This is a genomic window from Hydrogenophaga sp. T66, assembly GCF_057219855.1.
Window position 1 is genome coordinate 526252 of record NZ_JBXVVX010000001.1, and the last position, 14791, is coordinate 541042.

The window sequence follows — 14791 nt, forward strand, 5'->3', positions numbered from 1 at the left end:
CAACCGAATTGTCCCTCAATTCAGGGATGGGTCGTTGACCAGTGCGCCAAGGCCTCGGCCACGAGTCCGGGATCGCCGGATTCGGCCAGGTGCGCCGCCACGGCCGGCAGCGCTGCGGCGCCTTCCCGTTGCAGCCGGGCCATGAGCTGGGCTGCTTCGCGCGGGTTGTCAAAACCGTGGCTGACCAACAGGGTGTCGCCGCGGGCGTCGACCAGCTTGATGCGAAAACGTCCGTCGGCTTCGCGGTACTGCTTGAACTGGGGCGCAGCGGCGCGGGCCTTGTCACGGGCGGCGGGCGCCGCGTCGGCCGCATCCAGCGCGCGCAGGCCCACGGCGTGGCGCAGGCGGGCGGTGAACGGGGTGGCGATGGAGCGGGCTTTGTCGGCGCCGGTGCGCAGCACGCGTTCGAGCCGGGCCGGGTCCTGGATCAGCTCGTCGTATACCGCGCGCAGGGGCGCAATCTCCCGGTCGAGCCGCTCAAACAGGCGCTCCTTGGCCTCGCCCCAGGCGATGCCGTCGGCGTAGGCCTGGGCCAGTTCGGCCGTTTCATCGGCGGTGGCGAAAGCCTGAAACAGCTGGAACAGCGCCGATCCCGCCGTGTCCTTGGGCTCGCCGGGCGCGCGCGAGTCGGTCACGATGCCGAGGATGAGCTTGCGCAGCTGGTCCCGGGGCGCGAACAGCGGGATGGTGTTGTCGTAGCTCTTGCTCATCTTGCGGCCGTCCAGGCCGGGCAGGGTGGCCACGTGTTCCTCGATCACCGCCGCGGGCAGGGTGAAGTGCTCGCCGTACAGGTGGTTGAAGCTCGACGCGATGTCGCGCGCCATCTCGATGTGCTGGATCTGGTCGCGACCGACCGGCACCTGGTGGGCGTTGAACATGAGGATGTCGGCGGCCATGAGCACCGGGTACATGAACAGGCCGGCGGTCACGCCGTCGTCGGGCTCGGTGCCCGCGGCGGTGTTCTTGTCGACGGCCGCCTTGTAGGCGTGGGCGCGGTTGAGCAAGCCTTTGCCGGTCACGCAGGTCAGCAGCCAGGTGAGCTCGGGAATTTCAGGGATGTCGGACTGCCGGTAGAAGGTCACCGCCTCCGGGTCCAGGCCGCAGGCCAGCCAGGTGGCGGCGATTTCGCGGGTGGAGCGCTGCACGCGCGCCGGATCGCCGGTCTTGATGAGCGCGTGGTAGTCGGCCAGGAAATAGAAGCTTTGCACGCCCGGCAGGCGGCTGGCGCGCACGGTGGGCCGGATGGCGCCGACGTAGTTGCCGAGGTGGGGCGTGCCGGAGGTGGTGATGCCGGTGAGAACGCGCACGGGAGACACGGGGGCGGAAGTCATGGGCGGACGGCGGGTCAGAGAAGCAGCAGGCGGATGGGTGACAGCAGGGTTTCGAGCACGCTCAAGGTCACGTCCATGAGCGGGCGCAGCCAGTAAGCGCCGACCAGACCGGTGATCACCAGCGCGAGCACGATGAAGAAGCCGAAGGGCTCGACGCGGGCGAGGGCGCTCGCCGGCCCGTGAGGCAGCAGGCCCACGAGGATGCGTCCGCCGTCCAGCGGCGGCAGCGGAAACAGGTTGAAGGCGTACATCACGAGGTTGACGGTCACGCCGGCGCGGCACATGTCGAGCCAGAAGCGTTCCTGGGTGCCGAGGGCGTGCAGGAGGTACAGCGCGAGCAGCCACAGCACGGCCTGGATCAGGTTGGCGCCGGGACCGGCCAGGGCCACCCAGATCATGTCGCGCTTGGGGTGGCGCAGTCGGTTGAAGTTCACCGGCACGGGCTTGGCGTAGCCAAACAGGAAGTTGCCCGCGGTGGCGAAGTACAGCAACAGCGGCATGGCGATCGTGCCGACCGGGTCGATGTGTTTGAGGGGGTTGGCCGTGATGCGGCCCAGCAGGTAGGCGGTGGGATCCCCGAAGTGCCGCGCGACATAGCCGTGGGCTGCCTCATGCAGCGTGATGGCGAACAGGACCGGGATCGCGTAGAGCGTGACGGTCTGGATGATCAGGGCGAGGTCCATGGGCGGATTGTCCCAGACGGGCGGCTGACCGGCTCAGAGTCCCAGCGGGGCCAGCGGCCCGCGCCCTTCGCGCAGCACCGCGGCCTCGCCGCCGGTGCCCATGGGCGTGAGGTCGATCACCGTGGTGGGTTGCTGCGGGCAGGCGCCAGCGTCGATCACGCCGGCGATGTCGTGTTCGAGGCGTTCGCGGATCTCCTGCGGCTCGTTGAGGGGCTCGGTGTCGCCGGGCAGGATGAGGGTGGTGGCCAGCAGCGGGGCGTTGTGGGCGTCGAGCAGGGCGTGCAGCGCGGTGTGGTCGGGCACGCGCAGGCCGATGGTCTTGCGCGAGGGGTGGCTCACGCGCCGGGGCACTTCCTTGCTGGCTTCCAGGATGAAGGTGTAGGCGCCGGGCGTGGCCGCCTTGAGCAGGCGGTACTGGCGGTTGTCTACCTTGGCGTAGCTGGCCAGTTCGCTGAGGTCGCGGCAGAGCAGGGTGAGATGGTGCCGGTCGTCCACGCCGCGCACGCGGCGCAGCCGGTCGGCCGCGGCCTTGTCGTCGAGGTGGCAAACCAGGGCGTAGCTGGAGTCGCTCGGCACCGCGAGCACGCCGCCGCCGGCGAGCAGCTGCACGGCCTGTTTGAGCAGGCGGGGCTGGGGGTTGTCGGGATGGACGCTGAAGAACTGGGACATGGCGTGGGGGACCTCAGGGTTCGGGCGCGTCGTGGGGCACCCGGGAGGCGCGCGCGGCGATCACGCTGGCCGTGGCGCCGCACACCACGATCATCGCAATCCCCGCCAGCTCCAGCGCACCCGGCACGTGGCCGAACACCCACCAGCCGCACAGCATGGCGAAGCCGATCTGGGCGTACAGAAAGGGGGTCAGCGTGGCCGCCGGTGCGCGCGCGAAGGCCAGGATCAGCAGAAAGTGGCCGACCGTGCCCATCAGCCCGATCAGGCACAGCTGCCACAGCGTGGTGAGATCCGGGATGGCCTGCCACGCCAGCGGCAGTGCCGCGCTGGACAGCAGCGCACCCACCCAGCCCGTGTAGAAGTGCATGGTCATCGGGTCCTCGGTGCGCGCCAGGCGGCTGGTGAGGATCTGGAACAACGCGTAGGTCAGCACCATCAGCAGCGGCAGCAGGCTCGCCCAGCCGATCGTCGCCCCGCCCGGCTGCACCACCAGCAGGGCGCCGGCAAAGCCGCCGACCACGAGCAGCCAGCGCACCGCCGTCACCCGCTCACCCAGAAACAACGCCGCCAGCATCGTCACCACCAGCGGCGTGACCATCACGATGGCGGTGAACTCACCCACCGGCATGAACTGCACGCTGAGGAACGACAGCCCGCTGACCATCAGCAGCAGGGCGCCGCGCAGCAGCTGAAAGCGCGGGTGGGCGGTGCGCCACAGGCTGCGCCCCCGCAAGGGCAGCATCACGGCGCTGACGACCACCGCGTGGAAGGCGTAGCGGAACCACACGGCCATCAGGACCGGCAGCACCGCGCCGACCACCTTGACCGTGGTGTCGAGCACCGCGAAGCAGGCGGTGGCGGTGATGAGACAGGCAATGCCGGCCAGCGCGCGGGCCGGCGCGGCCGCCACCGAGGCGCTCATGCGGCGTGGATCCGCGATTCCAGCAACGTCCACACGGGCGTGAGCTGCCCCGGCAGATCCGGCAGGCGCCCGAGGTCGGTGTGGCTCTCGTCGGGACTGTGGAAATCGCTGCCGCGCGAGGCCGCCAGGCCGAACTCGCCGCAGAAACCGGCGTACTTCTGCACGTCGGCGGCACCGTGTGCCCCCGTCACCACCTCGACCGCCTGGCCGCCGTGGCCGATGAATTCGGTGAACAGCGCGTACTCCTGGGTCGGCGTGAGGTCGTAGCGACCCGGGTGCGCGATCACCGCCACGCCGCCGGCGCCCGTGATCCAGCGCACGGCATCGCCCAGCGAGGCCCAGCGGTGCGGCACGAAGCCCGGCTTGCCCTCGGTGAGGTACTTGCGGAAGACCTCAGGAATGTCCTTGCACACGCCGGTGTCCACCAGGTGCCGCGCGAAATGGGAGCGGGAAATCAGGTCGGGGTTGCCCACATAGCGCAGGGCGCCTTCAAAGGCGCCGGTGATGCCGACGCGGGCCAGGTCGACGGCCATCTCGCGGGCGCGCTCCTCGCGACCGCCGCGCGTGGCCTTCAGGCCGTTGACCAGCGCGGGATCGGCCGGGTCCATGCCCAGGCCGACGATGTGGACCGTGACGTGGAGGAAGCTCACCGAAATCTCGGCGCCGGTGAGGTAGGGCAGCCCCACCGCGCGCGCCGCGGCCATCGCCCGCGCCTGGCCGCCGAGCTCGTCGTGGTCGGTCAGGGCCCACAGGGCCACGCCGTTGGCCTTGGCCCGCTCGGCGAGGGCCTCCGGCGTGAGCGTGCCGTCGCTCACCACAGAGTGGCAGTGCAGGTCGGCGTTGGTCAGGATGTCCACCCGGCCATTGTAGGTCGGGGGGGTATGTCCCCGTGTCCCGCGCGGCGCGGGGTCAGCCGGTGTTGCGCAGGCCGGCGGCGATGCCGTTGATGGCGATGTGGATGCCGCGCTTGACCTTGTCGTCGCGGTCGGCCGGGCTGCGGTGTGCGCGCCAGCGGCGGATCAGCTCGACCTGCAGGTGGTGCAGCGGGTCGATGTAGGGGAAGCGGTGGCGGATGGACCGCGCCAGCGCCGGGTTGGCGGCCAGGCGTTCGGGCTGGCCGGTGATGAGGGCCAGCGCGTCGCGCGTGGCCTGCCACTCGTCCTCAATGCGGCGGAACACGCGCCGGCGCAGCGCCCGGTCGTCCACCAGCTCGGCATAGAGCGAGGCCAGCGCCAGGTCGCTCTTGGCGATCACCATGTCCATGTTGGAGAGCAGCGTGCGGAAGAACGGCCACTCGCGGTGCATGCGCCGCAGCAGCGCGGCGTGGCGCGGCTGCTCGGCCAGGAAGGCCTGCACCGCGCTGCCAAAGCCGTACCAGCCCGGCAGCGTCAGCCGGCACTGGCCCCAGCTGAATCCCCACGGAATGGCACGCAGGTCCTCGATGCGCCCGGCCAGCGGCGCGCCGCTGGCGCCCACCGCTGGACGGGCCGCCGGTCGCGAGCCGATGTTGAGCTCGGCGATTTCGCGGATCGGTGTGGCGGCGAAGAAGTACTCGGCAAAGCGCGGCGTGTCGTACACGAGGCTGCGGTAGGCGCCCATGCTCGCGGCGGACAGCGCGTCGGCTGCGCGCAGGAAGGCCGGGGGCACAGCCGCGGGCGGCGGCAGCAGCGTCGCCTCCAGCGTGGCGGCGATCAGCGTTTCCAGGTTGCGCCGGCCGATCTCGGGGTTGGCGTACTTGGAGCCGATCACCTCACCCTGCTCGGTCAGGCGGATCTGGCCACGCACCGTGCCCGGCGGCTGGGCCAGGATGGCGTCGAAGCTCGGGCCGCCACCGCGACCCACCGTGCCGCCGCGGCCGTGGAACAGGCGCAGGCGGATCGGGGCGCTGGGCTGGGCGGTGTTGAGTTCGTCGAACACCGCAGCCAACGCGGTTTCGGCGCGGTACAGCTCCCAGTTGCTCGTGAAGATGCCCCCGTCCTTGTTGCTGTCGGAGTAACCAAGCATCACGTCCTGTTCGCCGTAGCTGTCGGCGGCGCCGCGGCGGATCAGCGCGGCCACGCCCGGCAGTGCGAGGTACTCGCGCATGATCGGCGCGGCTTGCTGCAGGTCACCGATGGTTTCGAACAGCGGCACGACGATCAGGTCGGCCACCGCCGGCCGGCCGCCGGCTTCGAGCGCGGCAGGGGTGTCCCCGTCCCCCAGCACGCCCCGCAGCAGGCCGCACTCCTTTTGCAGCAGCAGCACTTCCAGCAGGTCGCTGACCGTTTCGGTGTGGCTGATGATGGCGTGGCGAATGGCGGCGCGGCCATAGCGCTCGCGGCCGCGCCGGGCGGCCTCGAAGATCGCCAGCTCGCCGCGCGTCAGAGGGCTGTAGTCCGCATCGGGCACGCGCAGCGGGCGCGCGTCGTTGAGCGCCCGCAGCAGCAGCGCGCGCTTGGCCGCCTCATCGAGGGCGGCATAAGACGGCTCCAGGCGCGCCACGGCGAGCAGCTCGGCCACCACCGCTTCGTGCCGATCGGAGCTTTGGCGCAGGTCTATCGTGGCGAGGTGGAAGCCGAATACCTCGACCGCGCGGATCAGCGACTTCAGCCGCGACTCGGCCAGCGCCTGGCCGTGGTGGGCGCGCAGCGAGGCATCGATCGTGCGCAGGTCGGCGAGAAAGGCCGCAGCGTCGGGGTAGGGGTCTTGAGGCGCCACGGCGTGGCGCGCCGCTTCGGTGCCGGTGAGCTGCTGCAGCGTGGCGGCAAGGCGGGCGTAGATGCCGGTCAGCGCACGGCGGTAGGGCTCGTCCTGCCGGTGGGCGTTGGTGTCGGGGGAGCGCTCGGCCAGCGCCTGCATGGCGGGGCTGATGTCGGTGAGCATCGCCGACACCGACAGCTCACCGCCCAGACGGTGCACCTCCGTGAGGTGGTGGCGCAGGGCGAGTTCGGCTTGCCGCGCCAGCGCGAGTTCGAGGGTGGCGGCGGTGACGTTGGGGTTGCCGTCCCGGTCGCCGCCGATCCACTGGCCCATGCGCAGGAATGGCGCCACCGGCGCACCCAGCCCAGCCTCCAGCTCCGCGTACAGCCGCGGAATCTGCGGCAGGAAGGTGCCCTCGTAATAGCGCAGCGCGTTCTCGATTTCGTCGGCCACGGTGAGCTTGGTGAAGCGCAGCAGCCGCGTCTGCCAGAGCTGCGTCACGCGGGCGCGGATGCGCGCGTCGAGCGCCGCCTGCTCTCGGGGCAGGGCCGTTTCGCGCTCGGCGAGCAGGGCTGCGATGTCGCGTTCGGCATCCAGGATGCTCTGGCGCTGCACCTCGGTGGGGTGGGCGGTCAGCACCGGCGAGACGTGGGCCTGGGCCAGTGCCGCCGCCACCGCGGCCGCGTCCACGCCCGCGTGGCGCAGTCGCTCCAGCGTGAGCGCGAGGCTGCCGCGCTGCTGCGTGCCGGCGCGCTCGTGCACCGCGCGGCGTCGGATGTGGTGCTGGTCTTCGGCGAGGTTGGCGAGGTGGCTGAAGTAGGTGAAGGCGCGGATGACGCTGACCGTGTCGTCGGCGCTCAGCCCTTTGAGCAGCGATTTCAGCGCCTTGTCGGCGGCGCGGTCGTCGTGGCGCCGGAAGGCCACCGAGAGCTGGCGGATGCGTTCGATCAGCCCGAACAGGGCGTCGCCTTCCTGTTCGCGGATCACGTCGCCGAGGATGCGGCCCAGCAGCCGGATGTCGTCGATGAGGGGCTGGTCCTTGTCGTCTCGTTTCATGGCAGCGGCGGGCTCAGGTCGGGGGTGCGGCCCATGCTAGCATCGCCGAACCCCGCGGCCCGCCTTGCGCCGGGCCTCCCTTGCCACCGCGTCAGCCGGGCGTCAGCCCCTCCCACCCATGACCCAGTCCCTGGCCATCACCATCGCCACCCGCGAGAGCCGGCTGGCGCTGTGGCAGGCCGAACACGTCAAGGCCCGCCTCGAAGCCCTGGGCCACCGCGTCACGCTGCTTGGCATGACGACGCTGGGCGACCAGATCCTCGACCGCAGCCTGTCCAAGGTCGGCGGCAAGGGCCTGTTTGTCAAGGAACTCGAACTCGCCCTTGAAGACGGTCGCGCGGACATCGCGGTCCATTCGCTCAAGGATGTGCCGATGGACCTGCCGCCCGGGTTCGCGCTGGCCTGCGTGATGGCCCGCGAAGACCCGCGCGATGCCTGGGTCTCGCCCCACTGCGCCGGTCTGGCCGACCTGCCGCGCGGTGCGGTGGTGGGCACATCGAGCTTGCGCCGTGTCGTGCTGCTGCGCGCGGCGCTGCATGCGCTGGGCCGCGACGATGTGCGCATCGAACCGCTGCGAGGCAACCTCGACACCCGTTTGCGCAAGCTGGACGACGGCCAGTACCACGCCATCGTGCTGGCCGCTGCCGGGCTGAAGCGGCTGGGGCTGGCACAGCGCATCCGCGCCATCTTCGACACCGACCTGTCGCTGCCGGCGGCCGGTCAGGGCGCGCTGGGCATCGAAGTCCGCGCCGGCCGCGACGACCTCGTCGAGGCGCTGCGGCCGCTGGCTGACGAGCCGACGTGGCTTCGCGTGGCGGCGGAGCGCACCGTCTCGCGCGCCCTCGGCGGCAGCTGCTCGATGCCTCTGGCCGCCCACGCGGTGTTTGCCGACGACGGCCGCCTCGCGCTGGACGCCGCTTGGGGCGACCCGGAGGGCGCCCCCACGCTGGTGCGCGTGGCCGAGCGCGCGGCCGTCCGCTCGCTGGCCGAGGCCGAGGCGCTGGGCCAGCGCGTGGCCGACGCCCTGCGCGCCGGTGGCGCCCGCCCCGTGACCGTCGCGGGGTGAGCGGTGCCGTTCCGGCCCATCGCCCGCCTCATCGTCACCCGACCCGAGCCCGAAGCCAGCGCCTGGGCCGACGCCTTGCGGGGCCTCGGCTGGCCGGCCCACGCCTGGCCGCTGATTGAGATCGGCGAACCGGCGGCCGGCGTGCAGGCCACGGCCCTGGCCCGCTGGCGCCGAGACTGGGTGCGCTGCGATGCGCTGTTGTTCGTGAGCGGTGCGGCGGTGCAGCACTTCTTCGCGCCCGGTCGCGTGGAGCGCCCTCGCGAGCCCGTGCCCACGCGCTTCTGGGCGCCCGGGCCGGCCACCGCCCGATCGCTGGCGCGGGCGCTCGACGGCCTTGGTCTTGGCCCCGACCGCATTGACAGCCCGCCGCCGGACTCGCCCCAGTTCGATTCCGAACACCTCTGGCCGGTCGTGGCGCCGCAGGTGGACCACGGCACGCGTGTCCTGGTGGTGCGCGGCCACTCCGTGGACAGCAGCCCCGCCGACGCCGCCGGCAACGGCCGCGACTGGCTGATCGAGCGTTGCCGTGCTGCAGGCGCCGCGGTGCACACCTGCGCGGCGTACCAGCGCCGCCCGCCCGCGCTCGACGCCGCTGACCGCGCCCGGCTCGCGGGCGGCACCGGACCCGATCAGGTGTGGCTGTTCAGCAGCTCGGAGGCCTTCAAGCCCCTGGAGGGCCTGGGCGCCGACTGGTCGCGCACCGCGGCGCTGGCCACCCACCCCCGCATCGCCGAGGGCGCGCGTGCGCTTGGTTTTGGCGAGGTGATCGGGTGCCGACCGGCGGTGACCGAGGTGGTGCGCGCCCTAGAATCGGCCGGATACCGCCCATGAACGACGCGACCCCGCCCTCTCCCCCGGTGCTCCCGCCCGCGTCCGCGCCGGCGGCCCCCACGCCGCCGGCCGCGGCACCGGCCCGCGGCGGCGTGGCCACGGCCGCGCTGGTCGTGGCGGTGGTGGCCTTGGTGATGGCCGGTGTGCTGTGGCAGCGTCTCGGTGACGCGCAGGAGCAGCTCGCCCGTCGCGCGCAGGACACGGCCGAGGCCGTGACCGAGGCCCGCACGCTGGCCGCCCAGGCCGAGGCCACCAGCGAGGAATTGCAGGCCCGCCTGAGCGTGGCCGAGGTGCGCTTGTCGGAGGTGAGCCTGCAGCGCACCCAGCTCGAAGAACTGATGCTGTCGCTGTCCCGGTCCCGCGACGACAACCTGGTGCAAGACCTGGAGTCGGCCCTGCGACTGGCCCAGCAACAGGCCCAGCTCACCGGCAGCGCACAGCCGCTCGTCTCGGCGCTCAAGGCGGCCGACCAGCGCATCGCCCGCGCCGCCCAGCCCCGGCTCAACCCGGTGCAGCGTGCCATCGCGCGCGACATCGAGCGGCTGCAGAGCGCCGCCTTGGCCGACATCCCCGCGCTGGCCCTGCAGCTCGATGAACTGGCCCGTCAGGTGGACAACTTCCCGCTGCTCAACCAGGTCGGGCCTCGCGCCGGCGCCCGCCCGGTGGCGCCGCCCACGGCGCCCTTGCCGCCCGACGACAGCGCGGTTGCCGTGCTCCCCGCCGGTGATGGCTGGTGGGCGCGCGCGGGCGCGTGGTGGTCGCAGCGCTGGGCCGCTCTCGTCAGTGAGGTCACCGCCAGCGGCCGCGAGCTGGTTCGCGTCAGCCGCATCGACCGGCCCGAAGCCAGTCTGGTGGCGCCGGAGCAGGCATTTTTCCTGCGCGAAAACCTCAAGCTCAAGCTGCTCAACGCCCGGCTGGCGCTGCTGGCGCGCCACATGAGCGCGGCGCAGGCCGATGTGGTGGCGGTGCAGGCAGCGCTCAACCGCTATTTCGACACCAGCGCCGCGCCGGTGCGTGGGGCGCTCACCGCGCTGGGGCGCCTGCAGCGCGAGCTGGTGGACACGCCCTTGCCGCGGCCCGACGACACGCTGCAGGCCCTCACGGCCGCCGCCGGGGGGCGTTGATGGTGGGCCGTCGCGTCCAGCGGGGCGCCATGCGCAGCGTGTTCTGGCTGCTGGCGCTGGCGGCGGCGGCGGTGGCGCTGGCCCTCTTGATGGGTAACAACGACTCCACCGTCACCCTGTTCTGGCCGCCTTACCGGTACGACGTTTCGTTCAACTTCTTTGTCGCGGTGTCCATCGCCGCCTTCGTCGTGCTGTACGCCGCGTTGCGTGCGCTCGGACTGCTGCGCGAGCTGCCGCGGCAGGCGCGGCGCTGGCGCAGTCAGCAGCTGGAGCGTGCGGTCGTCGGATCGGTGCTCGACGCGTTGTCGCACCAGCTCGCGGGGCGGTTTGTGCGGGCCCAGTCCGCCGCGCAGCAGGCCCTGGACCAGCTTGGCTCCAGCGTGGCGGCCGAGTGGCCGCGCCGCCCGCAGTTGCGTCTGCTGGCGCATCTCCTGCTCGCCGAAAGCGCCCAATCGCTGCAAAACCGCGAGCGGCGGGACGAACACCTGCAGGCCGCCCTGAACCCCAAGCTGGTGCGCCACGCGCCCGAGGCGGCCGAGGGCGCGCAGCTGCGCGCGGTGCGCTGGGCGATCGAGGACCACGAAGTCGGCGCCGCCCGGGAACGGCTGGCCGCGCTGCCGCAGGGCACACAGCGGCGCATTCAGGCGCTGCGCCTGAAGCTGCGCGTGGCCCAGCTCGCCCACGAGCCGACCGAAGCCCTCGACACCGCCCGCTTGCTGGCCAAACACCGCGCCTTCCCGCCCGCCGCCGCCCGCAGCCTCGTGCGCGGGCTCGCGCTCGACACGCTGCGCAGCGCCCGCGACCTGGGCCAGTTGCAGCGGCTCTGGAGCGCTCTCGACGCCACGGAGCGGCGTGAACCGGAAATCGCCTTGGCCGCGGCCCGCCAGGCCCATGGCCTGCTGGCTGCTGCGGCGCAGGCCGGCGATCCGGCGCCGATGGATGGCGTGCGCGACTGGCTCGCGCCGGTCTGGGAGCGGTTTGACACGCTGGACGACAGCCAGCAGCGCGCGCTCGTGCTGGCCATGGAGCCCGCGCTGCCGTGGCTGGACGCCGCCGGCCTCGCCGAACTGGAACAACGCCAGCGCCGCTGGCCCGGCAATCCCCACCTGCAATACCTCACCGGGCAGGCCTGCTTCCAGCGGCAGCTGTGGGGCAAGGCCGCTCAGTTGCTGGGACAGGCCCGCCACGGCCTGAGCGACCCGGCGCTGTTGCGGCGCACGTGGCGTTCCCTGGCGCAATTGGCCGAAGAGCGTGGCGACGAGGCGGCGGCGCGGGCCGCGTGGAAGACCGCGGCACAACTCGACTGAGCGATGTGCGACGTGCCGACAGCGGACCGCCCATGAAAAACGCCAGCCCAAGGGCTGGCGTTTTTCATGGCGGGTGAGGCCCCGTTCAGCGATTCTCGAACGGCAGGGTCATGTCGCGCAGGTCCTTGCGCGTTTCCACCAGCACGAGCGGACCTTCGTCGATGACCACCACCGGCCGCGGCTCGCGTGGCACGCGGATCGGCGCCGGTTCGGCCGCGATGGCCGCCTGCACCGCCGCCACCTTGGCCGGATCGGAGTTCACCCACTCCAGCCCGCTGGCCTGCGCCACGGCGTTGAGTTCGTCGACCGACACCTGGTACGGCGTGACGCGGGGCATGCCGCGCGAAGCCGTGGCCGGAGCGGTCGCGGCGCGAGCGGTCACCGGGGCTGCGGCCGGTTCGGCCGGGGGCTGCGGCGCGCGCGCCGGGGCGGCGGGGGCAGCGTCACCGACGGGCGCCGGGGCATCGGGCACCGGCATCGTGAAGTAGCTGCTGCGCACCGGTGCGTCATCGCCACCGGCCTCCGCGCTCGCCACGGCCGAGGCGGTCTCGTCGGCGGCAGGCGCGGCGTCGCGCGGGCCACGCTCGCGGCGGTCGCGGCCATAACGGTCACGGCTGCGTCGCTCGCGCGGCGCGCGGTCATTGCCCTGACCCTCCGCAGCGACCTCGGTGCCAGCCGGCGTCTGCCCGGCGTCGTCGGTGGGTTGCCCGCCGGTCTCGCCGCCCTGGCCCGGCGCCACTTCCGCGGCGGGTGCCTCGGGCATGCCTTCGGGCCGCTCGCCGCGCTCGCGGCGACGGTCGCCGCGGCCGCGCCGCTCACGACGTTGGCCTTCGCCGGTCTCGGGCGTGTCCGGAGCCAGCGCACTGGTCGTGGTCACTTCGTCGACGCTGGCCGGGCTGCCGGCGTCGGCATCGCGACGGCCCTGCTCGCCGCGACGACCACCGCGGCCTTCCGGCCGCCCATCCTGACGCCCATCCCCGCGACCTTCGGCGCGACCTTCACCCCGGTTCTCGCTTCGGCCCTCTCCGCGACCGTCACCGCGGCCCTCACCCCGGCCTTCGCCACGGCGCTGGGACCCTTCGCCGCCCGGCTGCGGGGCGCGCTGCCCGTTCGGGCGGCCTTCGCCACGCGCCTGGGCGTCGCGGCCAGCGGCGTTGTCGCGCTCACCGCCGCGTTCGCCGCCGCGTTCACCCCGGCCGCCCCGGCCGCCGCGACCGCCGCGCCGACCGGCGCCGTCGCGCTCATCCTTGGCAGCGGGTGCGGGCGCCGCGGGGGCGGGGACCACCGGCGCCGGCGCCGGCGCGGGCTGACCGCCACCACCGAACAGACCCTTGAGCCAGCCGAAGAAGCCTTTTTCAGCCGGTGCGGCCGCGGGGGCGGGCGTCGCAGCCACGGGCGCAGCCGCGGGAGCCACCGCGGGCGCCGGGGTGGCTTCGGCCTTCGGCGCAGCCACCGGGGCGGGACCGTCGGGCAGCACACCCTTGATCACCGGTTCCTGTTTGTTGGTGCGCTCCTGGCTGCGGCGCGTGACGGCGGTGACGTCTTCGACCTCTTCAGCCAGCTTGTAACTCGCCGCGAGGCTGTCGAGTCGCGGGTCGTCGTGCTTGATGCGCTCGAGTTTGTAGTGCGGCGTGTCCAGCGACTTGTTGGGCACCAGCATCACGCTGATGCGCTGCTTGAGTTCGATCTTGGTGATCTCGGTGCGCTTCTCGTTGAGCAGGAAGCTCGCCACCTCCACCGGCACCTGCACCAGCACCGCGGCGGTGCTGTCCTTCAGCGACTCCTCCTGGATGATGCGCAGGATCTGGAGCGCCGAGCTTTCGGTGTCGCGGATGTGGCCGGAGCCGCCGCAGCGCGGGCAGGGGATGGACGAACCTTCGCTGAGCGTGGGCTTGAGGCGCTGGCGGCTCATTTCCAGCAGGCCAAACTTGCTGATCGAGCCGAACTGCACGCGGGCGCGGTCCTGGCGCAGCGCGTCGCGCAGGCGGTTTTCCACCTCGCGGCGGTTCTTCGACTCCTCCATGTCGATGAAGTCGATCACGATCAGTCCGCCGAGGTCGCGCAGGCGCGCCTGGCGGGCCACCTCGTCGGCGGCTTCCAGGTTGGTGCGGGTCGCGGTTTCCTCGATGTCGCCGCCCTTGATGGCGCGCGCCGAGTTCACATCCACCGCCACCAGCGCTTCCGTCTGGTCGATCACGATGGCGCCGCCGCTGGGCAGCTGCACCGTGCGGCTGTACGCGGTTTCGATCTGGTGCTCGATCTGAAAGCGGCTGAACAGCGGAGCGTCGTCCCGGTAACGCTTCACGCGGTGCCCGTGCTCGGGCATCACGTGGCTCATGAACTGGTGCGCCTGCTCGTGGATGTCATCGGTGTCGATGAGGATCTCGCCGATGTCGCTGTTGAAGTAGTCGCGGATGGCGCGGATCACCAGGCTCGATTCCTGGTAGATCAGGAAGGCGCCCTTGCCGGCCTGGGCCGCGCCGTCGATGGCGTGCCACAGCTTGAGCAGGTAGTTCAGGTCCCACTGCAGCTCGGCCGCCTCGCGGCCGATGCCAGCGGTGCGGGCGATGATGCTCATGCCGTTGGGGTACTCCAGCTGGTCCAGCGCGGCCTTGAGCTCGGCGCGCTCGTCGCCCTCGATGCGCCGGGACACACCGCCGCCGCGCGGGTTGTTGGGCATCAGCACCACGTAGCGACCGGCCAGGCTGATGAAGGTGGTCAGCGCCGCGCCTTTGTTGCCGCGCTCTTCCTTTTCGACCTGCACGAGCAGCTCATTGCCCTCGCGGATCACGTCCTGGATGCGAGCCTGTGACGGCGGTGTGTTGCCCTGGAAGTACTGGCGCGAGATTTCCTTGAACGGCAGGAAGCCGTGGCGGTCTTCACCGTAATCGACAAAGCAGGCTTCCAGCGACGGCTCCACCCGCGTCACCACCGCTTTGTAAATATTGCCTTTGCGCTGCTCGCGCCCCTCGATTTCGATTTCGTAGTCGAGCAGTTTCTGCCCGTCCACGATCGCCAGGCGGCGCTCTTCGGCCTGCGTGGCGTTGATCAACATGCGTTTCATTTGGCGTTTCCCTTGCGGCGATCTTCACCGCGGCGTCACACGCCAGGGCCGCGCGGAAC

At 72.0% G+C, this 14791-nt stretch carries 11 protein-coding genes; 4 read left to right on the forward strand and 7 right to left on the reverse strand.

Annotation, left to right across the window (positions count from 1 at the left end):
- Positions 1 to 20 precede the first annotated feature (20 nt).
- From AC2D80_RS02490 to ppc, 6 genes are read right to left on the reverse strand one after another with little or no spacing between them, the layout of a single operon-like run.
- Entirely contained in the window at positions 21 to 1331 is a 1311-nt protein-coding gene (locus tag AC2D80_RS02490) for a tryptophan--tRNA ligase (RefSeq protein ID WP_484631397.1), read from the reverse strand.
- 14 nt (positions 1332 to 1345) lie between these two features.
- Positions 1346 to 2014, reverse strand: coding sequence for a site-2 protease family protein (locus AC2D80_RS02495; protein ID WP_484631398.1), 669 nt, complete (start codon positions 2012 to 2014; stop codon positions 1346 to 1348).
- Between the two features lie 33 nt (positions 2015 to 2047).
- Positions 2048 to 2683 carry an L-threonylcarbamoyladenylate synthase gene (locus AC2D80_RS02500; protein ID WP_484631399.1) on the reverse strand — a complete coding sequence of 212 codons (636 nt, stop codon included), beginning with the start codon at positions 2681 to 2683 and terminating at the stop codon, positions 2048 to 2050.
- 13 nt (positions 2684 to 2696) lie between these two features.
- Entirely contained in the window at positions 2697 to 3605 is a 909-nt protein-coding gene (locus AC2D80_RS02505; RefSeq protein WP_484631400.1) for a DMT family transporter, read from the reverse strand.
- On the reverse strand, positions 3602 to 4462 hold the full coding sequence (locus AC2D80_RS02510; RefSeq protein WP_484631401.1) for a 3',5'-nucleoside bisphosphate phosphatase: 861 nt from the start codon (positions 4460 to 4462) through the stop codon (positions 3602 to 3604). Before AC2D80_RS02510 ends, AC2D80_RS02505 begins: the two co-directional genes overlap by 4 nt.
- A gap of 52 nt (positions 4463 to 4514) precedes the next feature.
- A complete protein-coding gene (ppc, locus tag AC2D80_RS02515) occupies positions 4515 to 7340 on the reverse strand; it encodes a phosphoenolpyruvate carboxylase (protein WP_484631402.1) in 2826 nt (941 codons plus the stop codon).
- Positions 7341 to 7458: 118 nt separating this feature from the next.
- Between ppc and hemC the strand changes: the two genes are divergently transcribed.
- The 4 genes from hemC to AC2D80_RS02535 are packed head-to-tail and all read left to right on the forward strand — an operon-like array spanning position 7459 to position 11668.
- On the forward strand, positions 7459 to 8406 hold the full coding sequence (hemC, locus tag AC2D80_RS02520) for a hydroxymethylbilane synthase (protein ID WP_484631403.1): 948 nt from the start codon (positions 7459 to 7461) through the stop codon (positions 8404 to 8406).
- A 3-nt stretch (positions 8407 to 8409) separates the two neighbouring features.
- Entirely contained in the window at positions 8410 to 9237 is an 828-nt protein-coding gene (locus AC2D80_RS02525; protein WP_484631404.1) for a uroporphyrinogen-III synthase, read from the forward strand.
- The gene (locus AC2D80_RS02530; protein ID WP_484631405.1) at positions 9234 to 10361 is read left to right on the forward strand and encodes a uroporphyrinogen-III C-methyltransferase; all 1128 of its coding nucleotides are present in this window, start codon (positions 9234 to 9236) and stop codon (positions 10359 to 10361) included. The genes AC2D80_RS02525 and AC2D80_RS02530 overlap by 4 nt, the downstream gene beginning before the upstream one ends.
- A 29-nt stretch (positions 10362 to 10390) precedes the next feature.
- Positions 10391 to 11668, forward strand: coding sequence for a heme biosynthesis HemY N-terminal domain-containing protein (locus tag AC2D80_RS02535; protein ID WP_484631406.1), 1278 nt, complete (start codon positions 10391 to 10393; stop codon positions 11666 to 11668).
- Positions 11669 to 11753: 85 nt separating this feature from the next.
- Here the strand turns inward: AC2D80_RS02535 and AC2D80_RS02540 are convergent, their stop codons facing one another.
- A complete protein-coding gene (locus tag AC2D80_RS02540) occupies positions 11754 to 14732 on the reverse strand; it encodes an Rne/Rng family ribonuclease (RefSeq protein WP_484631407.1) in 2979 nt (992 codons plus the stop codon).
- Positions 14733 to 14791: the final 59 nt, after the last annotated feature.